Consider the following 21,985-nt stretch of genomic DNA (forward strand, 5'->3'; position numbering starts at 1 on the left):
CGTGAAAAAGTATTCGAATATTTTATGCTATTCCTTAATTAATCTTGGCGATGTGGTACTGACCACTGCCGCCATTGCGCTGCTGCGGCAGGCATACCCGGAAGCCAAAATTACCATGCTGGTCAAGCCCCAGGGGGCTCCTGCCGTGATTAACAACCCCTTGATTGACGAAGTAATTGTTTATGACTATAAAAGTAAATCCCGCTTCCAGGGGGTCTGGAACATGCTAAAGACGCTGCGGACCCGCCGCTTCGATATCAGCTTTGCCTTTGATTTAAAACTTCGTTCCGCTGTGCTTACCTGGCTGGCGGGGATTCCGGTACGGGTAGGACCGGAATTCTTATTCGATACGAAACCGCGTAAAGTCATTCATCTATTTACACATGTAATTTCCATTCCCCATATCATTCAAAAGACGCTGCGGGTAGAAACCTTTCAGGCGATTGTACGGGGGTTTACGGGAATGGAAGGAAGCGCCAAGCCGGTTTTTGCCGACATTATGCCGGAAAATATACAAAAGGCCCAAGACCTATTCGGTGGCTTACCTGCGGCAAAATATAAAGTTGCGTTATGTGTGAAAGGAACCTTTGCCTTAAAAAATTGGTCTCCGCAGCGGTTTGCTCGGCTTGTGGACATACTGGCGCAAAAATATGATGCCGCTTTTTATATTATCGGGGCGCCGGGAGATAAGGATTATGCCGGGCCAGTAATTGAGCTGGCTCGTACACCAATCGCGAATTTCTGCGGCAAAACCAGTGTTGTGGACTTGGCGGCGGTTCTAAAATACAGTGATTTGTTTATAACTGTAGATACCGGCGCCGCACATATTGCCGCAACAACCGGTGTACCGATGGTCACGATTTTTGGCTGTACTTCGCCGCTGGATGCTCATCCTATCAGTGATAAATCGGTTGTCGCCTGGACGAACGAGCCGTGTTGTCCCTGCGGTGTCCGGGAAAACGAATGCCCGGAACACCGGTGTATGGATAAAATACAGGTAGAGGATGTGCTGTCACTTATAGATAAAGTTGTTTCATGGGAAAGTAAGAAATATTGAAGTATATGGATATAATAGGGTTGATTCTAATAATAGTGAGTCATCTTCCTTCAGAAATAGATCATTTAATAGCTGGGGTGCGAAATGAATAAGAGGGAATGATTTTTTTGCCAAAACAAAGATTTTTTATAAGCAAACTGGGTGGTATTGGAGATGTCATTTTAGTTACTCCCGTTCTTCAAAAGATAAAAGATAATATACCTGATGCTGAGATTGTAATTTCAGTTTACGGCAATGCTCGTGAGGTATTAGAAGGACTTCCCTATATTGACGAAGTGATTGTATATGAAAAAAGTACAAAAGATCTTATTCGGGTAGTAAAGCGCGTATGGGGGTTCGAGTACGCGATTTTCTTTGACCTTGCCTATAGACCGGCTTTAATGTCCTGGCTCGCGGGAATAAAAAAACGGGTTGGAATTACCCACAAACGCAAATGGCTATTAACGAATCCACTTGAGGAAGATAGCGTGGGCTTTAATAAGTATGAACCGTATAATATGGCGAATATATTAAAACTTGGCGCCGGAATCAATGTTACGGACGATGATTTGACTCACCTGAATATCGCGGAACGTTCCGTCGCTGATAAAGAATATATAGATCATTTAATGAATCAAGCCGGACTGACTAACGGCAATTTTATTACGATTGCTCCATTTACTGCCTTTGCACCAAAGGATTGGCCGGAAGAAAATTATATTCGCTTAATTCAACTTCTTAAGACAGAATACAGGCTGCCAATCGTGCTAGTCGGTGTACCAAAGAATCTGGACAGAGCGAAACCTATTGAGGAAGCGGGCGGAGTAATTAACTTTGTAGGAAAAACGTCCTTTTTACAGATGGCGGAATTAATTCATCGTTCCAGTATAATAATCGGGTCATGCAGTGGGCATATGCATGCAGCTGCCGCAGTTGGAACGCCTGCTGTTGTATTATACGGTCCTGGTGATCCTGAGCGTTGGGCGCCAAAACATAAATGTAAAGTAATTTATCTTAATTATTCCTGTTCTCCTTGTGACACAGACGGCAGGACTCAGACTTGCGGGGAGCGTCCTTGCCTGAATAATATTGCCCCCGAATTGGTTGTTGATGCTACGAAAGAGTTCTTAATTAGATAAGATTTAAACGAAAAAAGTTACTGCCGTTGCCGTTTTTCTATTTAACAGTTGTGGAAAGGTTGTTTGCTATGGACAATATATCTTCTTTGGATATTGGGGAAAAAATCGGTTTCTGGCTATGCATCATATATGCTCTTTCAGCCAATATTTCGCCGTTGGCCAGTACCTTTTCCGTTTACGGGTCGGCATTGCTTATTATTTATAAGCTTATCAAAGATGATAGAGCCCGCCTAAGACTGCCGCCTAGTATAACAAAAGCAATATTGGCTTTTTTTGCGGTATTTGCCTTTACTTCAGTATTTTCGACGGCCCCTTTGCAGAGCTATAACCAGTTGTTACAATTAGCAACGCGGTTTGTACCCTTTTTTATGCCGGTACTGTTTCTTCGCACGAGAAAAGATTTAATTACAGTTGCCGTCTTACTGGAAATATCAATTATAATTGCCGATATATATTCTATATGGCAAAAATTCCATGGCATTTGTTTTCCAACCGGATTTGACCATAATCATATCTTTTTTGCCAATCAGCTTCAGCCGATGATACTAATGGGGCTTGTGCTGTTAAATGACAAAAAAATCTCATGGCGCCTAAAGTATTTCTTTTCCTTTGCTGCCTTTTTTTCTATTGCAGTTTTATTATTAAACGGCTGCAGAGGGGTTTGGTTATCGATCATTATATGTATGTTGACCATCGGTTTCCTACTGAGAAAAAGACACCCGCGAATCCTAGCCATGCTTTTGATCCTAATATTATTATCCGCGATGGCGCTATGGTTTGTTCCGTTCTTGCATGCCCGATTAATTACTATTACCGATACACACTTTGAGCCGAATACGGAGCGGGTGCTGATGCTGAAAAGCGCGTGGAGGATGTTTTTAGACCATCCATTGGTCGGAGTGGGATTGGACCGATGGCAGTATTATTACAGACACCAATATGTTTCTCCCCTGGCTCATGAACCCGGTGTGGACAGTCCGCATAATAATTTTGCCATGTATCTTGATGAAACGGGCATCATCGGGTTAAGCGCTTTTATTGGATTGTTCGCGGCAGTTCTTCTGTCATTATATAAGGACTTTAAGAGTAGGTCCGATTGGTTTGCCTTAATTGCTTTTTCTGTAGTATTGGGATTTTTGTTGGGCGGGTTGACCGACCATACCTTTAGGATGATGAATGTTATCAGACTGATGTGGTTTTGCGTGGGTTTAGGCAGCGTGACTTTGGATACCAGAACATAAATAATGTTAAGGAAGAACGAGTTTGTCTTGGAAAATAGTTTGTATTTTAATATATTTGCAGGAAAAATTATTGTTTTTGGCGAAAAAAATAGTATGCGATTTGTCACAATTCTTGAGTTGAGGTGAGATTATGGCGCAGTCGGCAGAGCAGGTAACAGCGGTAAGGCAATTTTCCTGTGTTAAATTTATGGACAAAATTGGACGTTACCTGGCACCGTTACTACTTATGGCAGCAGACTACATCGCCGTAGTGGCGGCCTTGTCGGTTACGCTGTATATGCGTAATACGATACTGCTTTATAATCTTCCGTCTCTGGTTTCTTATCAAGTTAATCATGTTTATATTTACTTTATTATTCCGCTTGTGTATCTCATGTTCTTTATCTATGATGGGATATATCATAGGCGGATACCTTTTTGGAATATTGTCGAAAAGATATTTAAAATCTGCGCCTTTGTGACCATTATGGCTGTGGGTCTGGTGTATTTCACCGGCCAGTCTCAGCATGTGTCGCGCCTGTATGTGGGCTTGTCTTTCATAAGCTGCTTTTTGTTCCTCACACTGGAGGCCTATGTTGTGCGCCGGATGCTGGTGGTCTGCGGCCTATGGGATAAGCCTGTTATCATTGTTGGCGCCGGTAAGACTGCCGAATTGTTAGCACGTAGCTTTGCCGAAGAGTCCTGTATTGGCTATAAAATTGCCGGACTGATCGAAGACTGCTGTGCTGAACGTCCGTTAACCCGCCAATTCCCGTTACTCGGGAATTTCAATAATATCGAGGAGACTATTTTAGCCAGTGGTGTCGACAATGTGATTTTGGCTACCCCCGGGTTGGAAAGGGAGCAGCTTGTAAGCTTGGTGTACCGTGTCCAGCCGCATGTGCGCAGCCTGGCAATTATCCCGAATTTGTTCGGGATTCCGTTATCTAACATGGAAGTGGAAACGTTTTTAAAAGAAAAAATCGTGCTGCTTAAAGTGCGCAACAACCTTAGTTCAATAGTTAATCTCATGGTAAAACGAAGCTTTGATTTAGTAGTTAGTGTATTGATTCTCCCCTTTTTACTACTTCTTATGTCGGTCATTGCTGTAGTAATTAAAATGGATTCCAAAGGGCCCGTATTCCATTTGGCGAAGAGATTAGGCAAAAACGGCGATGAATTTATCTGTTATAAATTTCGTACTATGCATGTGAATAGTGACATGATATTGGAGAAACATTTAGCTGATGACAGCGATGCCTCCCAGGAATGGCAACAGTTCGCCAAGCTGAGAGGCTATGATCCGCGGGTAACTGCGACCGGTAAGTGGCTGCGTAAATTCAGCCTGGATGAACTGCCGCAAATCCTTAATGTCTTGAAGGGTGATATGAGTTTGGTTGGACCCCGTCCGTATTTGCCGAGGGAAAAGCAGCAAATGAAATATTATATTAATACCATATTGCAGACGCTGCCTGGTATAACGGGGTTTTGGCAGGTTTCTGGGCGGAATGAAATTGATTTTGATGGCCGGTTGCAGATGGATGCCTGGTATGTAAGAAATTGGTCGGTATGGTTGGATATGATCTTGCTGATTAAAACCGTAAAGGTAATTTTTTCAGGAAAAGGGGCGTATTAAGAGATTTTGTGTTTGAGGTAAAATCGGGTATGTCGGAGCAACACGGAAAGGCATATTCTGGATTGGTTTATCGCCTAGGTATCCTAAATGTACGGCGATGGCAGACTATACTATTACACGTAGAAATTTACCAGAAAGATTATTTTTAAACTAAGCGGTAATACAAGGTAATGAGATCCAGGTGCAGACAGCGCAAAAATTTGAACTGTCCAGTGCTACGGATTTGTAGAAATGTTTCAGAATAAATAGTATTGGTGAAAAAATTGGTAAAGATAGATTTAAAGATTGATTACTATAAACAGGTATTAAGTAATGTAATTTCATTATTCATATTGCAAGGAGCAAACTACATTTTGCCGCTAATTACACTTCCATACCTACTAAGAGTGTTAGGTGCTGATAAGTATGGAATGATTGCTTTTGCTCAAGCACTTATGCAATATCTTGTTGTAATTACTGATTACGGGTTTAATTTAACTGTTACAAGAGAAATTTCCATTAATCGCAATAATATTCAAGAAGTTGCAACAATATATAATAATGTTTTATGTATAAAGATTATAGTTATGATAATATGCTTTTTATTAATGTGTCTAGCGGTATTCTATATCCCAGCCTGGAGAAGTGAATGGCTTTTTTATTTTAGTGCTTACTTAATTGTAGTAGGGAATGCTATATTTCCATTGTGGTTCTTTCAAGGGATGGAAGAAATGAAATATATTACACTGATTAACATATTATCTCGTTTGCTAAGTGTGGCCGCTTTATTTATTTTTGTAAAGACTGAAGCTGATTTTGTTCTTGCTATGACTTTGCAAGGGTTAGGAGTGCTGATTGGAGGGGTAGTAGCTTTATATGTGGTTTATTATAAGTATAAAATTTTTATAAACAGATTACCTACAAAACAAGAGATCTATGATCTATTAAAGAATGGTAAAGAAGTATTCATATCAACACTTTCTGGAAATGTTTATGGACAAGGTGCAACACTTATTACAGGAATTTTAGCAGGTTCAGCTTCTGCCGGATATTATTCACTAGCACAAAAATTGTCATCTGCGGTTGTAGGCCTTATGCAACCCATTGCACAAGCAATATATCCACGCTGTTGTACAATATTTGTAAATGATAAAAAGCTTTTTTTAAAAATTAGAACTATCCTTATGCTTAGTGGAACTTTATTTGGAACGATATGTTCTATCTTAATTTTTATATTTTCACGTCAAATTGTGCTACTAATTGGTGGTAAAATTTATCCTGAACTTACCACAATGATTCAAATATTTAGTTTTATTACGATTTTTACTATGCTGAATGTTTTATTAAATTCCATACTTTTAGCTACAAGAAAATATGCTATAGTGCAAAAAATGTATTTAGCTATTGCTATACTTTTTTTGATAACATCAATTCCAATAACAAAGTTTTTTGGAAGTTATGGAATGGCATATTGTATGCTGGGAGTAGAGATATATATTTTTATGCAAAGTTACTTTCATACAAGTTCAGGTTCGATTAATTAAATGAAAAAAGGTAGTTTCGAATTGGACGGGAAATCAATACCATTGCTATTTAAAAATTCGGGGTTACTATTTAATGCCGGACAAATTGAAGGGTGATGTGTTAATGAGAAAACCAATATCGGTTATTATTCACACTTTCAATGAAGAAAAAAATATCCGTAATTGTTTGGAATGTGTAAAATGGGCAGATGAAATCATTGTTGTGGATATGTATAGTGACGATAAAACAATTGAAATTGCTCAGGGATATACTGATAAAATTTTTATGTATGAAAGATCCGGATATGCTGATCCGGCACGGAAGTTTGCATTAGAACAAGCAAGTAGTGAGTGGATTTTAGTTGTTGATGCCGATGAATTAGTACCGATGAAATTACAAAGGGTATTAATTGATATTGCTGAAAGTGATAAGTATGATGCAGTATTAATACCACATTTAAATTATTTTTTCGGTTATCCTATGAAAGGAACAGGTTGGGGGCCGTTACAGGATATGCATATACGTTTTTTTAAGAAACAATATATGTATTATTCGGATAAAGTTCATGATTTTGCACATTTGAGTAAAGATGCTCGTCTATTTAGACTGCTGGATAAAGATTGTGCCTTTGTTCACTTCAATTTTTTAACGGTAGAGCATTATATTGAAAAATTTAATAGATATACCACAATTGAAGCGCAAGGTAAATATAAACATGACATACCTTTCGATTTAAAAAAAATAGTAATCTCCAGTGCAAAAGAATTTATTCGTAGATTTCTATTTTGCAAAGGGTATTCCGATGGATTTCGTGGATTATCTTTGTCACTATTGATGGTTACGTATCAATTAGTTATTAATTTAAAATTAAAAATTATGTATGAGTGTAGCAATCTAAACTATGATGAGGTTATAAGATTAAAATATAATAAAATTGCTGAACAGATAAGGGCAGAATATAGTGAAGAATAAAAATCTAATGGATATATTATCCTTTCTAATGTCAAAAATAATCTCTGTATTGGTGAAGATAACATACTGGGGAATTGTGAAAAAGGCTGATTTTAAAACAATTACTGCCTTTCCAATAATTCGGGGCTTAAATGGAAGTGTATCCATAGACAATAGAAGTAGGATATATGGTAAGATAAAAATTGTATTTGATGATGCAAACAGCAAGGGTGAGTTGAAAATTGGGAATAACTTTGTAACTGAGGGGGAAATCACCTTATCGCCGCGTGGAGGTAGAATTAATATTGGAAATAATAATTTTATTGGAACTCACTCATTGTTGCAGTCTTTTGCAGGGTCTTATATAAATATTGGCAATAACGTTATGATTGCGAATAATGTCACGATTGTTGCATCCAATCATGTTTTTGCTTTAACTGATATTCCAATGGAGCAGCAAGGTGAATTCGGAATAGGTATTGATATAAAGTCAGATGTTTGGATCGGGGCGAATTCAGTGATTTTAGATGGAGCAAAAATTCAGGAAGGGGCAATTGTTGCGGCAGGTTCAGTTGTTAATAAAACGGTTGATCCATATTCCATTGTGGGTGGTGTACCTGCAAAAAAAATCGGAAGTAGAATCCCGTTGGTGAAATCTGATGAGTCCTAAAGTATATATTATCATAGTAAATTGGAATGGTTGGCAGGATACAATTGAATGTTTAGAAAGTGTATTCCATAACAGCTATTCTAACTACCAGGTGATTGTCTGCGACAATGCATCTGAAGATATGTCGTTAGATAAAATTAAAGAGTGGGCGGACGGAGAATTAACGAGTAATATTAGTACTGATGAAACGATAGCTAAGAATGTCTATCCATATATAAAGAAGCCGATAGAATATGTCGTGTATGACCGGGAGAAAGCAGAAAGTGGAGATTTGCTTAACCAGAGGAATGAATCTCCGCTTATATTGATACAAACAGGGGAGAATCTAGGATTTGCAGGCGGAAATAATGTGGGAATCAGATATGCATTGAGTAGGGATGATTTTGAATATATTTGGCTTCTTAATAATGATACTGTTATAGACAAAAATGCGTTAAAATATATAGTTAATAGAATGAAAGAGAAAGCGTCTGCTGGTTTATGTGGATCAACTTTATTGTATTATAGTGACCCAACAATCGTGCAGGCGTGTGGCGGCCTCTATAATAAATGGACTGGGACTACGCGGCATTTTCATGCCCATATTCCTTATTCAGCAGATTGTGAGATGGGTAATATTGAAGAACGCATTTCATATATAGTCGGGGCATCTATGCTTGTCTCAAAAAATTTTATCTGCGACATTGGTTTAATGTGTGAAGAGTACTTTTTATATTTTGAAGAGTTAGACTGGGCAATAAGGGGTAAAGAGAAGTATGTATTAGCATATGCGCCCAAGTCGATTGTTTACCATAAAGAAGGGAAAAGTACAGGATTAGGGGATTTAAAACAACAGGAAAATAACTTTAGTTTATACTATATTTTAAGGAACAGAGTATTGGTGACTAAAAAGTACTTTCCCTATGCCTATATTACTGTAATAGGTTACCTTTATTTAGTATTAATAAAATCTCTCATGAAACTAAATTATAAAAGAGCGTATACAATTTTTAGAGTAATTTGCGAAAGCATATTAAAAAGGACGTGCACGTATTGAATATACTAGTTATCATGCCGGATATACCTTATCCACCTGTAAATGGTGGTAGGCTAGACTATTATTACCAACTCGTTCTGTTACATTATTTAGGAGCGCAAGTGCATGTAATCTATTGTTACAACAATGTTCAAGATATAAATATTGGAGCTGATGAATTATCAAAGTTATGTAAAGATAATTACAGTTTTTCGCGAAACAAAGATATTTTTCATGCTGTTCATCCAACTATACCCTATTATGCTTTATCCAATAAGCCATCTAGTAAAGAGATAAATAGACTACATGATTTTATAATCAATTATTGTATCGATATAGATATTCTGATTATAGAGCAGCCACATGTATTTGAGATTGCAAAATTAGTGATAAAGTGGCTTAATAAAAAAACAACAATAATATATAGAATGCAGAATATTGAGCATCTTTTTTTTCAGGACTTGTTTAAGACTACAGCATGGACAAATCCAAGGAAATATTTGTATTTATTAGAGATGTTTAGAATGGCAAAGTATGAAAGAAAAGTTATTGAACGTGCTGATAAAATAGTATGTGTTTCACAAAAAGAAACTAGTTATGTAAAAAAAATTAACCCACAGGCTAAAGTATCCTGGCTTCCAGTCATGTACAGGCCGAACGAGGATCGTATCATTACACTTTCTAAAGATGAAATGATTGAATTTAATCTTCTTAAAGAAAGATTGGCAAATAAGAAAATAGTATTATTTACAAGTAGCTTTGTTGGTGGTTTCAATGTTCAGGCTACAAGATGGTTTATTAATGAAGTTTTTCCCCTCATCCAAGAGAGGCTGCCAAATGTAATATTTATGTTTGGCGGCTTTTATGCAGATAAATATTTTTCCAATATAATGAATGATTCTTTGTATGTCTTTTCAAAAGTAAAGTCAGTTAAACCGTATATTGCTATAGCCGACTTAAATGTTATTTTAACGACAAGCGAAGCTGGGGCAAAACTAAAGCTGATGGAAGCAATTTTTTATTATAAAAAGACCGTAAGCACGCCGGAAGGCGTCTACGGATCGGGATTGGAGGATTGTGTGCCTAATACTAATGACCCAACTATTTTTGCTGAATATTGTATTGAAATACTGAATGGCAATATGGAGTTTTCTGCAGTATGGAAGAAATATGATGAGTTGTATAATACAGAGAATATTAAAAATAAGGTGAAACAATTATTATTATCTAGAGATTAGCTGTAATATACTTCATTAAATTATTTAGAGTTGGATCTTACATATACTGGTAATGGGCAAGGAGTAATGAAATGGCTAAAATTACTGTTGATGCGCGTATGATTAACTTCTCTGGAATTGGAACATATATACGATGTTTGTTGCCGGTTGTCATGTCGGAACTTCCAGCAGTAGACTTTGTCATAGTCGGTAATGCCGATGAGCTGCGTCAATATAACTGGTCTTTGCAAAAGAACGTTAGCATTGTCCATTGTATACTCCCGATTTATTCGATCTCTGAGCAGGTTGGAATGAGTATCCCCAAGGATACAACATTATTTTGGTCGCCGCACTATAATATTCCGCTTAAATATTATGGCGGGAAACTGCTAGTTACTGTCCACGATGTATTTCACTTAGCAATGCCGCAATTTGTGGGCGGCCTTCATAAACGAATGTATGCTAAATTCATGTTTAATGCATTGCGGTATAAAGCGGATGCCATTATGTGCGATTCCCAATTTACCGCAAGGGAATTGGCACGATATACGGGAATAAATAAGAAGGTATATACAATTTATCTTGGGATTGAAACGACATGGTTTCGGGAGAAGGATGCTTCTTCTCCATGCAGTCGTCCGTATCTTTTATTTGTAGGAAATGTGAAACCGCACAAAAATCTAATGAGGCTGCTGCAAGCACTAAAGATTATCGAGCATGCTATTCCACACGATCTGCTAATTGTCGGCAAAAAGGAAGGATTCATAACGGGCGATTTAAAAGTGCTTAAAGAAGCGGAAAACTTTGGCGGGCGTGTTAAATTTACAGGCCAGGTCGATGATTTCACTTTACGGCAATATTATGCACATGCGGATGCTTTAGTATTTCCATCGCTTTATGAGGGATTTGGGTTGCCTCCGTTAGAAGCGATGGCATGTGGCTGCCCGGTTGTCGCTTCCCCAATAGAACCAATACAGGAAGTATGCGGTAATGCCGTCTTATACTGCAATCCGTATGATCCGGCGGATATTGCTGAAAAAATTGAGCGAATGGTAAAAGACCCTAGTTTACGTAGTGAATTAATTGCTAAAGGAAAGCAGAGAGTAGAGAAATATTCTTGGAAAGAAAGCGGTAAGCAGGTTGCGAATGTGATAAAGGAGGTGCTGGCAAGATGAGAACTGCCATTATCCATGATTGGCTCGTAACCTATGCCGGGGCTGAGCGTGTTCTTGAGCAGATGTTGTATATTTTTCCGGATGCTGATATATATAGCACGGTGGACTACATACCTCAGGGGCAGCGTGGTTTTTTACTGGACAAACCTGTTCAAACTACGTTTATTCAAAGATTTCCGTTTGCTGAAAAAAAGTACCGGAGCTATTTGCCTTTAATGCCGTTGGCAATTGAGCAGCTTGATTTGTCAGGGTATGACCTGGTCATATCAAGTTCTCACGCGGTAGCGAAAGGCGTGCTTACCGGACCGGACCAGATGCATATTTGCCTGTGCTACTCTCCAATACGATATGCCTGGGACCTGCAGCATCAGTATTTAAAGGAGTCTGGGTTGGATAAGGGGCTGAAAGGCTGGCTGGCTAAAGCAATTCTGCATTATATGCGGCTGTGGGATTCGCGGACAGCGAATGGGGTTGATTGTTTTATTGCCATCTCGGATTTTATTGCCAGGCGCATTTGGAAGACATATCGCCGGGACGCGGCGGTAATTTATCCGCCGGTTGATGTCGATACATTTAATTTTTATGAAACCAAGGAAGACTATTTTCTTACCGCGTCCCGCATGGTGCCTTACAAAAGAATGGACCTGATTGTTGAAGCCTTTAAATCAATGCCTGATAAACGGCTGGTAGTTATAGGAGACGGGCCTGAATTCGATAAGGTCGCAGCCAAGGCAGGGGAAAATGTTGTAATCATGGGCTATCAGCCAACGGAGGTTCTCAAGGAGTATATGCAAAAGGCGCGCGCCTTTATTTTTGCTGCGGAGGAAGATTTTGGGATCACGCCCTTGGAGGCGCAGGCTTGCGGAACGCCGGTTATTGCTTACGGCAAAGGCGGCGTAAGTGAAACGATAATCGGATTAGACGGGGAGAACCCGACAGGGATATTTTTTCCTGAACAGTCGGTTTCAGCGATTGTTGACGCAGTGGATTTATTTGAACTGGAAAAGGAACGGATTAGGCCAGGGGCTTGCCGGAACAATGCGATGCGGTTTGCCCCAAATGTATTTCGCCAGAAATTTAGCGAATTTGTCGACCAATATATATAATGAGAGAAATAGCATAGGGGGAAAGTGCAAATGAAATCGGCGCTAATTACCGGCATTATGGGACAAGACGGAGCGTATTTAGCAAAATTATTGCTCACTAAGGGATATAAGGTATATGGTTTTAATGCCCGCAGGAGTACACCTTCCAATTGGCGCCTGCAGTTTTTGGAAATACAAAATGATGTGGAACTGATTGACGGGGATTTGACGGATATGTCGTCAATGATCCGGGCAATACAGAAATCGAAGGCGGCAGAGGTGTATAATCTTGGCGCGCAAAGTTTCGTAGCCACGTCGTGGGAGCAGCCGATCCTAACTGCACAGGTTACAGGGATTGGGGCAGTAAATGTATTGGAGGCCATTCGGTTGACCGAGCCTTCAATTAAGTTTTACCAGGCATCGACCAGCGAGATGTTTGGCTTAATTCAAGAGCCAATGCAAAGTGAGAAAACACCGTTTTATCCGCGAAGCCCTTACGGAGTTGCCAAGTTATACGGACACTGGATTACTGTGAATTACCGGGAAAGCTTTAATATGTTTGGCTGTTGCGGGATTTTATTTAATCATGAATCACCGCTGCGCGGAATTGAATTTGTTACCAGAAAGGTTACGGATGCTGTAGCCAGAATTAAATTAGGCAGGCAAAAAGAACTAAGACTCGGCAATATTGATGCAAAGCGAGACTGGGGATTCGCCGGCGACTATGTCGAAGCCATGTGGCTTATGCTGCAGCAGGACAAGCCGGATGATTATGTTGTTGCTACCGGGCGGACTACTACAGTGCGGGATATGTGCCGGATTGCCTTCGAGTATGTGGACTTAAATTATGAAGACTATGTTATAATTGATCCTAAATTCTATCGCCCGGCGGAAGTGGAAGTGTTGTTGGGAAATCCGGCTAAAGCGAAAAGGGTTCTCGACTGGGAAGCTAAGACCAGTTTGGAGAGCTTAATTCATATGATGGTTGACGCTGACCTGAAAAGGGTAAGGTATGAGGCTGGAGGACACACCTGTTAGCATGATGCGGTGACCGCTGAATAATTGATAATGAAGGCTGGTAAATAATATGCGGGTATTGGTTACAGGAGCCGGCGGATTTGTCGGGCGGTATATGGTAACGGAGTTATTGCGGCGCGGGCATGAAGTGTTTGCCGGAGTTATCCAGGATGGGATGAACGGTACTGTTGGTGTCAGGCACATTGGCTTTGATGTGACTGATTTTGCGCAGACCAAAGATGCCATTTGCCAAGTCCGGCCGGATGGAATTGTTCATTTGGCGGCCCAAAGCATGGTGACGCAGTCCTGGTCGGATCCTGCGGCTACGGTATATGTGAATACGATCGGTACGGTAAATGTGGCTATGGCAATTAGGGAAATTGGCCGGCCGGTAAAAATGGTGAATATTGGGACGAGTGAAGAATATGGCTTGGCAGGCAAAGCGGGTTTTCCACTAATGGAGGATGCAGAGGGCCAACCACAGAATCCTTATGCATCCAGTAAGCTGGCGGCAGGCCAAATAGTACTGCAGATGGCGGCAAAGGACAATCTTAATATTATTCATGTACGGCCATTTAACCATTTCGGGCCAGGTCAACGGGTTGGATTTGTTATCAGCGATTTTGCGTCTCAGATTTCTAAGATCGAGCAAGGTCTGGCGCCCAGAATAATCAGAGTCGGCAACCTTAATGTAAAACGTGACTTTACTGATGTGCGCGATGTCATCCTGGCTTATGCGGCTTTATTGGAAAATAGCGTCCAGACTGGGACGTACAATGTTTGCTCCGGCATCCCGCGTAATATTGGCGGGATACTCAACGGGATGATAGAAATGGCGAAGGTGTCTATCGATGTAGAAATAGACAAATCACGCTTCCGCCCTTCCGATGTACCATTATTTGTCGGTTCTCAAGAAAAGATATCAAAGACGGTGGGCTGGAGACCGCGTAGAGATTTTGCGGAGAGCTTGCAGGAAACCATGGATTGGTGGCGGCAGCAGGATTTTACTGCGGCTGCTACTGAATAAAATCCTATTATTTGAGCTGAAAACAGACTATGTAAATTTCGTTGGTTTTAAGCTAAGCCCCAATAAAAAAATAGTATTGTGGAGTGGAAATGACGAAATTATTATTTAAATTACTTATTCGGAATCCCTTACGGATATTTAGTTTTTTGGCGGGATGGATCATATCACTATTATATGTGGATAACAAAAGTCACTTTTTACCTATTATTTGTGAAAAGCCAGGATTTCACATGCTAAAGATTAAGAAAAAAAAAGCCAGTAAGCTGATTATTAATGGGACATTACGAGTGGAAAAACGCGCCCGGATAGATATTCATGAAGGCTCTACAATTATTATTAACGGTATTGTTAAATTTGGCGCGGATGTACATCTATCAGCCGCGCCAGGGGCAACAATAATTTTAGGAAGTAGAAATAATGGTAAAATAGACATAAATAGCAGAACAACCATTTCTGCTCATGAAAGAATTACAATTGGTTCCGATTGTATGTTATCCTGGGATATCTTAATTATGGACAGTAATGTGCATCCCATTGTTGAGCCGCCAACCCGAATGAATAGTCCGATACATATAAATGATAATGTTTGGATTGGATGCCGGGCTACGATCTTAAAAGGAGTAACTATTGGACAAGGAGCTGTCGTTGGAGCAGCGGCAGTAGTTGTAAGGGATGTTCCTGATAAAACAATTGTTGCTGGTAATCCGGCCAAGGTAGTGAAGGAAAACGTATGTTGGATTGAATAATTGGATTCGAATGAGAAGAAGGTATCAACAAATCAAAGAGTTCTTGATTTGGTATTAGGCGGAGTAAATAAAATTTAGATTCATAATGTAGCGAGGATGACTTATGTTTAAAAGTATTCTGCGAAATCCTAGACGTATTTTTAGTTATTTTTATAGTTACTGGCTATCTACTTTTTATGTGGCTGAGAAAAATTGTCCGTTGCCAATTTTAATAAAATCTCCAGGATTACCGGTAAAGGTAAGAAAAAAAAGAGATGCAAAGATTATAGTTTCCGGCCAGCTTATTTTGGATAGCCGCAGTTCGCCGAATCCAAAATCAAACATTATCATAGAACTTGGCTATAATGCTATACTAGAAGTAAAAGGAACAGTTATTTTACATCAGGGTACGGTGATTACAGTAAATGATAATGCAAAGGTTGTTCTGGGCACAGACATTTCCAAAACAATAGAGGCCGCTTATAACTTTAAAATAGTCGCCGATGAGTATGTACAAATTGGATCAGGCGGCATCATTTCCTGGGATGTTTTTATTACGGACAGCTCTGCTCACAAAATCGGTAATCCACCGTCTATTAAGAATGCACCTGTTATAATTAATGAGGATGTTTGGATTAGTTTGAATGCAACCATTTTAAAAGGTGTGGAAATTGGTAGGGGAGCGGTAATTGGAGCCCGCGCGGTCGTTGTCAAAGATGTACCGCCTGGAAGTATAGCAGCGGGAAATCCGGCAAAGGTAGTCAGTAGAGATATTTACTGGCAACTATAGGAAGTGATTTAAAATGATGTATTTCCTAAAATTTATATATCAGGCATTTTTCTTGCCGCCGGGCATTTTTATTTTTACTTTTCTGGGAATTGGCCTTTGGTTTCGTTATAAAAAAGAACGGTGTTGGAAACTGATTGTTGTATTGACCTGTATTTTCTACCTTTTTACGACGAATTTTACGGCAAGGCTGCTTTTAATGCCTTTAGAACAGCGTTATGAACCGCCGAAACAACCAGGAGGCGATATTATTGTTATGCTGGGGGCGGGTGCTCATGCGGATGTTCCCAATGTGAACGGGGTTGGGCAGATCTCAGGTTATGGCGCCAATCGGTTGCTTACTTGTGTCCAATTGTATCATCAGCTTGACGTACCGATTCTTGTGTCAGGCGGACAGGTCTTCCAAGGTTCCGGCAATGAAGCGGAAATTGCCAAAACAACATTGCTGGGGTTAGGCATTCCTGCTAATAAAATTTTAGTTGAGAAGGAAAGCCTCAATACGACTCAGAATGCGCAGTATACTGCCCGGATTTTAGAAAGTCGCGGCTTTACCCGGCCAATACTGGTAACGTCGGCGTTTCATATGGCACGGGCTATTGGACAGTTTGCAAAGGTCCGGGTCGCTGTTATACCCTATCCGTCAGATTACCAGACCAATCGTCGACTCTTTCTGACGGTTTTTGATTTTATTCCTTCAGCTGATGCCGCGGAGAAGATTAGTCTGGCGGTGAAGGAATACATTGGACTTTTGGCAGTCCGGTGGTACTAAGCGAGACGGGAGAGTGAAATCCGTGAAAGTGATTATATTAGCCGGCGGCGGGGGAACCCGTTTGTTTCCGCTGTCCAGAAAGTGTTTGCCCAAACAGTTTCTCAAGCTCGATAATAAAGATTCGCTGCTTACCAGAACAGTACAGCGCTTTTTAGAGATCGTAAAGCCCAATGATATTGTAGTCGTGACTAATGAAGCGTATTTTTTTCATGTGAAATCGGAACTGATTGCCTGCGGGGCGGAGAAAGCTCATATTTTGCTGGAACCGGCCGCGCGGAACACGGCTCCGGCTATCGGGCTGGCGGTCCGGTATTGCATGGACTTGTTAGATGTGCCGCCAACGGAAGCCCTATTTGTAACACCGGCTGACCATGTCATTGAACCGCAAGCCACTTTTAAGGCAGCCGTCCGTCATTCCGCAGAGATGGCAGAGAAAGGCTATATTGTCACTTTTGGTATCCTGCCGGATAAACCGGAAACGGGCTACGGTTATATTCAGGCAGGCGAGCCCTGTCAGTATGGCTTCCGGGTTGATTCCTTCCGGGAAAAGCCGGATTTGGCAACCGCCGAGTCCTATTTGGCGGCCGGAAATTATTATTGGAATTCGGGAATGTTTGTTTTTACTCTAAACTGCATTATGGAAGAACTGCAGCGGCATCAGCCGGCTATTTATAACCTACTGGCAGCCGGCTGGGAGGAAGTCATAGACCGGTTTGATGAAATGCCAAAGATATCGATTGACTACGCGGTGGCGGAAAAATCCGATAAGGTTATTACCATTCCCTTTACAGGTTATTGGAATGATATCGGGTCTTGGGATTCGATTTATGATATTTTACCGAAAGATGAGCAGGGAAACGGCTTACAAGGTGATTGCCTTCCTATTGATTGCACTAATAGTCTGCTGTTGGGGCGGAGCCGGCTGATTGCGGGCATCGGGCTGGAGGATGTACTGGTGGTCGAGACCGATGATGTCATACTGGTTGCAAAAAAGGGAGAATCGCAAAAAGTCAAGGATTTGGTTGAGACTCTAAAAATACAAGGCCGCAAGGAAGCGGAGGAACATACTACGGTCTATCGTCCCTGGGGCAGTTCTACGGTTTTAAATGAAGGGGAAGGCTATAAAACGAAAAAGGTTACCGTCAATCCCGGCGAGAAACTGAGTTTGCAGCTTCATTACCACCGGAGCGAGCACTGGATCGTTCTGTCCGGTACAGCCAAGGTGACAATGAATGGACAGGAGCATATGGTTCATGAAAATAACAGCATTTTTGTTCCTCAGGCTACGAAGCACCGCCTGGAGAATCCCGGCAAGATCCCGCTGGAAATGATCGAGGTCCAGAATGGGCGCTATTTAGAAGAAGATGATATTGTACGGTTTGATGATGAATATGGGCGGGACTAAGATAATAGTTAATTGTCATATTTTTGTAATTATTTTCCTGTATGATGGTATTATATGGTAAAATGATATTGTGCTGAAATAGCAGGAAAGGGGGGCCTATTGCCGATGATAAAAAAAGGCATTATTCTGGCCGGCGGTTCCGGAACCCGGCTGCATCCGCTGACTAGAGTGGTTAGCAAGCAATTGATGCCGGTCTATGATAAACCGATGATTTATTATCCCCTAAGCATCCTTATGCTGGCCGGAATTACAGATATTTTGGTGATTAACACACCGCAGGATTCGCCTCTGTTTCAGAATCTCTTGCAAGACGGCAGTCAGTGGGGTTTGAATATTCACTATGCTGTTCAGCCCAGTCCGGACGGTCTCGCCCAGGCGTTTCTTATTGGCCGGGACTTTATCGGTGGGGATAGCTGCGCTTTGGTGTTGGGGGATAACATTTTTTATGGCCACAGCATTGTGGAATCGACCCAGCGGGCGGCGTCGCATGAGACGGGAGCGACGGTCTTTGCTTACTGGGTAAAAGAGCCGCAGCATTATGGTGTCGTCGAATTTGACCAGGACGGCAAGGCCATCAGTCTGGCGGAAAAGCCGGTTCAGCCGAAGTCCAATTATGCCGTAACCGGACTCTATTTCTATGATAATCAGGTCGTCGACATCGCGGCCGGTCTAAAGCCTTCCGCCCGGGGCGAACTGGAAATTACCGACGTAAATAAAGCCTATCTGGAACGAGGTACCCTGCGGGTGGAAAAACTGGGCCGGGGCTATGCCTGGCTTGATACGGGCACCCATGAATCGCTATTGCAAGCTTCTTTGTTTGTTCAAACTGTCGAAGAACGCCAGGGGCTTAAAATTGCTTGTCCGGAAGAAATTGCTTACCGGATGGGATATATCAATCAGGAACAGTTGTGTAAGCTGGCTGAGCCGCTGAAAAAGAATGCCTACGGGCAATATCTGCTGACGCTGGTTCGATAGGTTTGTTACTTATCCAGTAGAAACGGGGAGATTATATTGATAAAAGATGTTATGGTCAAAAAACTGCTGCGTCATCCTGATGACCGCGGTTTTTTCATGGAAATCCTGCGGGATGATGAAAATTTGTTAAAACGTTTTGGACAAGCGTCCATGTCGAAGTCTTATCCCGGCGTAATAAAAGCCTTTCATTATCATGAAAGGCAGGATGATATCTGGTTTTTCCCGGTTGGCAACGCTCAGGTGGTATTATACGATTTGCGGGCGGACTCATCGACCAAAGGCGAAACCAATGTGTTTTATCTGGGGGAAGACAACCCACAGGTTGTGGTTATTCCCAAGGGGGTGGCCCACGGCTACCGGGTGCTAGGCAATGAGCCGGCTTGTATCGTATACTTTACGACCGAATCCTACGATCCGAAAAATCCGGACGAGAAACGAATCGACTGGAATGATCCGATGATTGGCTTTGACTGGACAACGAAGAACAGGTAGGGTGATTCATTTGAAGAGAATACTGATTACCGGCGGCGCCGGTTTTATCGGCAGCAACTTTGTGCGGCATATGTTAGCCGCTCATCCGGATTATGAAATTATCAATTTGGATGCACTGACTTATGCCGGCAACCTGGAAAACCTGCAAGATATTAGCAAGAATCCGCATTATGCCTTTGTCAAAGGGGACATTACCGACGGCGGAGCGGTAAACGCTGTAATTTCTCAGGGTGTGGAGGCAATCGTTAACTTTGCGGCCGAATCGCACGTGGACCGGAGCATTGAGGATCCCAGTATCTTCGTTAAGACCAATGTTTTGGGGACTCAGGTATTGCTCGACGAGGCCCGCAAGAACGGGGTGAAGAAATACTTGCAGGTGTCAACCGACGAAGTCTATGGCGCCTTGGGACCGGAAGGACTATTCTCTGAGACGACGCCCCTGGCGCCGAACAGCCCCTATTCGGCCAGTAAGACCGGCGCCGATCTCTTGGTGCGGGCCTATCACGAGACCTACGGCCTGAATGTGAACATTACGCGCTGTTCTAATAATTACGGTCCGTATCATTTTCCTGAGAAATTGATCCCTTTAGTAATTACTAATGTGCTGGAAGGAAAGGAAATCCCCGTTTATGGTGACGGACTGCAGATTCGGGATTGGCTGCATGTGGCGGATCATTGCCGCGCCATCGACTTGGTGCTGCATGAAAGCCGGAGCGGTGAAGTATATAATATCGGCGGCAATAACGAGCGTACTAATATCCATATTGTAAAAACAATTTTGCAGGAATTAGGCAAGCCGGAAAGTTTGATTAAATATGTAAAAGACCGTCCGGGCCATGACCGGCGCTATGCGATTGACGCCACGAAAATCAGGACGGAGCTTGGCTGGCAGCCGGAGTATACCTTTGAAACCGGTATTAGGGATACGGTCAAATGGTATCTGGAAAATAAGGCTTGGTGGCAGAATGTGAAGTCGGGCGATTATATTAAGTATTATGAAAAAATGTATGGAAACCGGTAGGTGGAAATAATGAAAATATTAATTACCGGCGCGAATGGCCAATTAGGCCGGGAACTGACGAAACGGCTGCAGGGAACGGATTTCCTGCCCACGGATGTGGCGGAAATGGATATTACCGACCAAAACGCCACCAGGAAAGTCATCGAGTCGTATCGCCCCGGTGTGGTCATTCACGGCGCAGCTTATACCAATGTTGACGGAGCGGAGGCCAACCCGGATTTAGCCTATAAGATTAATGCCGTGGGTACCCAGAATGTTGCCGTAGCTTGTCTGAACTGCGGCGCCAAAATGGTTTATATAAGTACGGACTATGTATTTGACGGCACTCTGGGGCGGGCCTATAATGATTTTGACCAGCCCAACCCCCAGAGTGTTTATGGCAAGTCCAAGTACGCCGGGGAAACGCTGGCCAAGCATATTTTGAACCGCTTGTTTATCGTGCGGACCTCCTGGCTGTACGGCGACGGCAATAATTTTGTACGGACCATGCTCAAACTGGGACAGGAACGGGATGAAATAAAAGTCGTCAATGACCAGCATGGCTGCCCCACTTCAACCAAGGACTTGGCGGAAGTGATTTTAAAATTGATTGATACAGAGTCTTATGGTACCTATCATGCAGCCAACACCGGTGTGACAACTTGGTATGATTTTGCCAGAAAGATCTTTGAACTGAGCGGCAATACCAGGGTTAAGGTTTTGCCGCAGACGACGGAAGAACTGAATCGTCCGGCGCCAAGACCGATGTATTCGCCGTTTGAGAACCGGATGCTCAGGCTGGCAATCGGTCATACAGTACGGCCTTGGGAAGAAGCGTTAAAGGAATATATTTTAGAATTTAGAAAATAAAATTTAAAAATGAAAATCGAGATTGCTTCACTTCGTTCGCAACGACAATCTATGAACTGTCATCGCGGACCGAACAAGGGAGCACGGCGATTTCGTCACTTTCTGGGTAGGAGCCAAGGGTGGCAATCTTCAAGAAGCGATATTATCTACAGTCGGGTCTGCGGATAATTTTGTGTAAATCGGATTCCTTATGACAAGAAATAGTGGCTTTTTTGAAGCAAGTCTGTTATCACCCTTGTTGAATCTACTCCCTAGCCGGGACAGAAGTATG

21 protein-coding genes are annotated in these 21,985 nt (G+C 41.8%); all 21 read left to right on the forward strand.

All coding sequences use genetic code 11. The features are described from left to right. Position 1: 1 nt before the first annotated feature. Positions 2–1,057, forward strand: a complete 1,056-nt coding sequence (locus LUCIF_RS22720) for a glycosyltransferase family 9 protein (RefSeq protein WP_122630105.1) — start codon at positions 2–4, stop codon at positions 1,055–1,057. Between the two features lie 98 nt (positions 1,058–1,155). Further along, complete coding sequence (locus LUCIF_RS22725; protein ID WP_122630106.1) at positions 1,156–2,175, forward strand: glycosyltransferase family 9 protein; 1,020 nt, start codon at positions 1,156–1,158, stop codon at positions 2,173–2,175. A gap of 548 nt (positions 2,176–2,723) precedes the next feature. After that, the gene (locus LUCIF_RS26865) at positions 2,724–3,416 is read left to right on the forward strand and encodes an O-antigen ligase family protein (RefSeq protein WP_243638784.1); all 693 of its coding nucleotides are present in this window, start codon (positions 2,724–2,726) and stop codon (positions 3,414–3,416) included. Positions 3,417–3,546: 130 nt separating this feature from the next. Then, a complete protein-coding gene (gene wbaP, locus LUCIF_RS22735) occupies positions 3,547–5,031 on the forward strand; it encodes an undecaprenyl-phosphate galactose phosphotransferase WbaP (protein ID WP_122630108.1) in 1,485 nt (494 codons plus the stop codon). A 254-nt stretch (positions 5,032–5,285) separates the two neighbouring features. Then, on the forward strand, positions 5,286–6,554 hold the full coding sequence (locus LUCIF_RS22740) for a flippase (protein WP_165866126.1): 1,269 nt from the start codon (positions 5,286–5,288) through the stop codon (positions 6,552–6,554). A 73-nt stretch (positions 6,555–6,627) separates the two neighbouring features. Then, the gene (locus tag LUCIF_RS22745; RefSeq protein ID WP_207858331.1) at positions 6,628–7,506 is read left to right on the forward strand and encodes a glycosyltransferase family 2 protein; all 879 of its coding nucleotides are present in this window, start codon (positions 6,628–6,630) and stop codon (positions 7,504–7,506) included. Continuing rightward, positions 7,496–8,155, forward strand: a complete 660-nt coding sequence (locus tag LUCIF_RS22750) for an acyltransferase (RefSeq protein ID WP_122630110.1) — start codon at positions 7,496–7,498, stop codon at positions 8,153–8,155. Before LUCIF_RS22745 ends, LUCIF_RS22750 begins: the two co-directional genes overlap by 11 nt. Continuing rightward, positions 8,145–9,191, forward strand: coding sequence for a glycosyltransferase family 2 protein (locus LUCIF_RS22755; protein WP_122630111.1), 1,047 nt, complete (start codon positions 8,145–8,147; stop codon positions 9,189–9,191). Before LUCIF_RS22750 ends, LUCIF_RS22755 begins: the two co-directional genes overlap by 11 nt. Positions 9,192–9,205: 14 nt before the next feature. Continuing rightward, positions 9,206–10,408, forward strand: coding sequence for a glycosyltransferase (locus tag LUCIF_RS22760; protein WP_165866127.1), 1,203 nt, complete (start codon positions 9,206–9,208; stop codon positions 10,406–10,408). A 71-nt stretch (positions 10,409–10,479) separates the two neighbouring features. Beyond that, positions 10,480–11,562, forward strand: coding sequence for a glycosyltransferase family 4 protein (locus tag LUCIF_RS22765; RefSeq protein WP_122630113.1), 1,083 nt, complete (start codon positions 10,480–10,482; stop codon positions 11,560–11,562). Further along, on the forward strand, positions 11,559–12,668 hold the full coding sequence (locus LUCIF_RS22770; RefSeq protein WP_122630114.1) for a glycosyltransferase family 4 protein: 1,110 nt from the start codon (positions 11,559–11,561) through the stop codon (positions 12,666–12,668). The genes LUCIF_RS22765 and LUCIF_RS22770 overlap by 4 nt, the downstream gene beginning before the upstream one ends. A gap of 30 nt (positions 12,669–12,698) precedes the next feature. Next, entirely contained in the window at positions 12,699–13,685 is a 987-nt protein-coding gene (gene gmd / locus LUCIF_RS22775; protein ID WP_122630115.1) for a GDP-mannose 4,6-dehydratase, read from the forward strand. Positions 13,686–13,734: 49 nt separating this feature from the next. Beyond that, positions 13,735–14,691, forward strand: coding sequence for a GDP-mannose 4,6-dehydratase (locus LUCIF_RS22780; protein WP_122630116.1), 957 nt, complete (start codon positions 13,735–13,737; stop codon positions 14,689–14,691). Between the two features lie 89 nt (positions 14,692–14,780). Continuing rightward, positions 14,781–15,437: an acyltransferase gene (locus tag LUCIF_RS22785; RefSeq protein ID WP_122630117.1), complete on the forward strand. Its 657-nt coding sequence runs from the start codon at positions 14,781–14,783 to the stop codon at positions 15,435–15,437. Positions 15,438–15,540: 103 nt separating this feature from the next. Continuing rightward, complete coding sequence (locus tag LUCIF_RS27110; RefSeq protein WP_122630118.1) at positions 15,541–16,206, forward strand: acyltransferase; 666 nt, start codon at positions 15,541–15,543, stop codon at positions 16,204–16,206. Positions 16,207–16,219: 13 nt separating this feature from the next. Then, on the forward strand, positions 16,220–16,972 hold the full coding sequence (locus LUCIF_RS22795) for a YdcF family protein (protein ID WP_122630119.1): 753 nt from the start codon (positions 16,220–16,222) through the stop codon (positions 16,970–16,972). Between the two features lie 22 nt (positions 16,973–16,994). Then, positions 16,995–18,377 carry a mannose-1-phosphate guanylyltransferase/mannose-6-phosphate isomerase gene (locus LUCIF_RS22800; protein ID WP_122630120.1) on the forward strand — a complete coding sequence of 461 codons (1,383 nt, stop codon included), beginning with the start codon at positions 16,995–16,997 and terminating at the stop codon, positions 18,375–18,377. 105 nt (positions 18,378–18,482) lie between these two features. Beyond that, positions 18,483–19,352 (forward strand): glucose-1-phosphate thymidylyltransferase RfbA, encoded by an 870-nt coding sequence (gene rfbA, locus LUCIF_RS22805; RefSeq protein WP_122630121.1) that lies wholly within the window; start codon positions 18,483–18,485, stop codon positions 19,350–19,352. Positions 19,353–19,388: 36 nt separating this feature from the next. Continuing rightward, positions 19,389–19,844 (forward strand): dTDP-4-dehydrorhamnose 3,5-epimerase family protein, encoded by a 456-nt coding sequence (locus tag LUCIF_RS22810; protein WP_122630122.1) that lies wholly within the window; start codon positions 19,389–19,391, stop codon positions 19,842–19,844. Position 19,845: 1 nt separating this feature from the next. Beyond that, positions 19,846–20,865: a dTDP-glucose 4,6-dehydratase gene (gene rfbB / locus LUCIF_RS22815; protein ID WP_442405474.1), complete on the forward strand. Its 1,020-nt coding sequence runs from the start codon at positions 19,846–19,848 to the stop codon at positions 20,863–20,865. Between the two features lie 9 nt (positions 20,866–20,874). Next, a complete protein-coding gene (gene rfbD, locus LUCIF_RS22820; protein ID WP_122630124.1) occupies positions 20,875–21,714 on the forward strand; it encodes a dTDP-4-dehydrorhamnose reductase in 840 nt (279 codons plus the stop codon). Positions 21,715–21,985 lie beyond the last annotated feature (271 nt).

Source organism: Allolucifera butyrica, assembly GCF_900476375.1.
Taxonomy (GTDB): Bacteria; Bacillota; Negativicutes; order Sporomusales; family UPPP01; genus Lucifera; species Lucifera butyrica.

Coding starts and splice junctions, on each gene's coding strand:
- LUCIF_RS22725 (WP_122630106.1), top strand. CDS start 1,156: ATGATTTTTTTGCCAAAACAAAGATTTTTTATAAGCAAACTGGGTGGT.
- LUCIF_RS26865 (WP_243638784.1), top strand. CDS start 2,724: ATGGGGCTTGTGCTGTTAAATGACAAAAAAATCTCATGGCGCCTAAAG.
- wbaP (WP_122630108.1), top strand. CDS start 3,547: ATGGCGCAGTCGGCAGAGCAGGTAACAGCGGTAAGGCAATTTTCCTGT.
- LUCIF_RS22745 (WP_207858331.1), top strand. CDS start 6,628: ATGCCGGACAAATTGAAGGGTGATGTGTTAATGAGAAAACCAATATCG.
- LUCIF_RS22755 (WP_122630111.1), top strand. CDS start 8,145: ATGAGTCCTAAAGTATATATTATCATAGTAAATTGGAATGGTTGGCAG.
- LUCIF_RS22760 (WP_165866127.1), top strand. CDS start 9,206: ATGCCGGATATACCTTATCCACCTGTAAATGGTGGTAGGCTAGACTAT.
- LUCIF_RS22765 (WP_122630113.1), top strand. CDS start 10,480: ATGGCTAAAATTACTGTTGATGCGCGTATGATTAACTTCTCTGGAATT.
- LUCIF_RS22770 (WP_122630114.1), top strand. CDS start 11,559: ATGAGAACTGCCATTATCCATGATTGGCTCGTAACCTATGCCGGGGCT.
- gmd (WP_122630115.1), top strand. CDS start 12,699: ATGAAATCGGCGCTAATTACCGGCATTATGGGACAAGACGGAGCGTAT.
- LUCIF_RS22780 (WP_122630116.1), top strand. CDS start 13,735: ATGCGGGTATTGGTTACAGGAGCCGGCGGATTTGTCGGGCGGTATATG.
- LUCIF_RS22785 (WP_122630117.1), top strand. CDS start 14,781: ATGACGAAATTATTATTTAAATTACTTATTCGGAATCCCTTACGGATA.
- LUCIF_RS27110 (WP_122630118.1), top strand. CDS start 15,541: ATGTTTAAAAGTATTCTGCGAAATCCTAGACGTATTTTTAGTTATTTT.
- LUCIF_RS22795 (WP_122630119.1), top strand. CDS start 16,220: ATGATGTATTTCCTAAAATTTATATATCAGGCATTTTTCTTGCCGCCG.
- rfbA (WP_122630121.1), top strand. CDS start 18,483: ATGATAAAAAAAGGCATTATTCTGGCCGGCGGTTCCGGAACCCGGCTG.
- rfbD (WP_122630124.1), top strand. CDS start 20,875: ATGAAAATATTAATTACCGGCGCGAATGGCCAATTAGGCCGGGAACTG.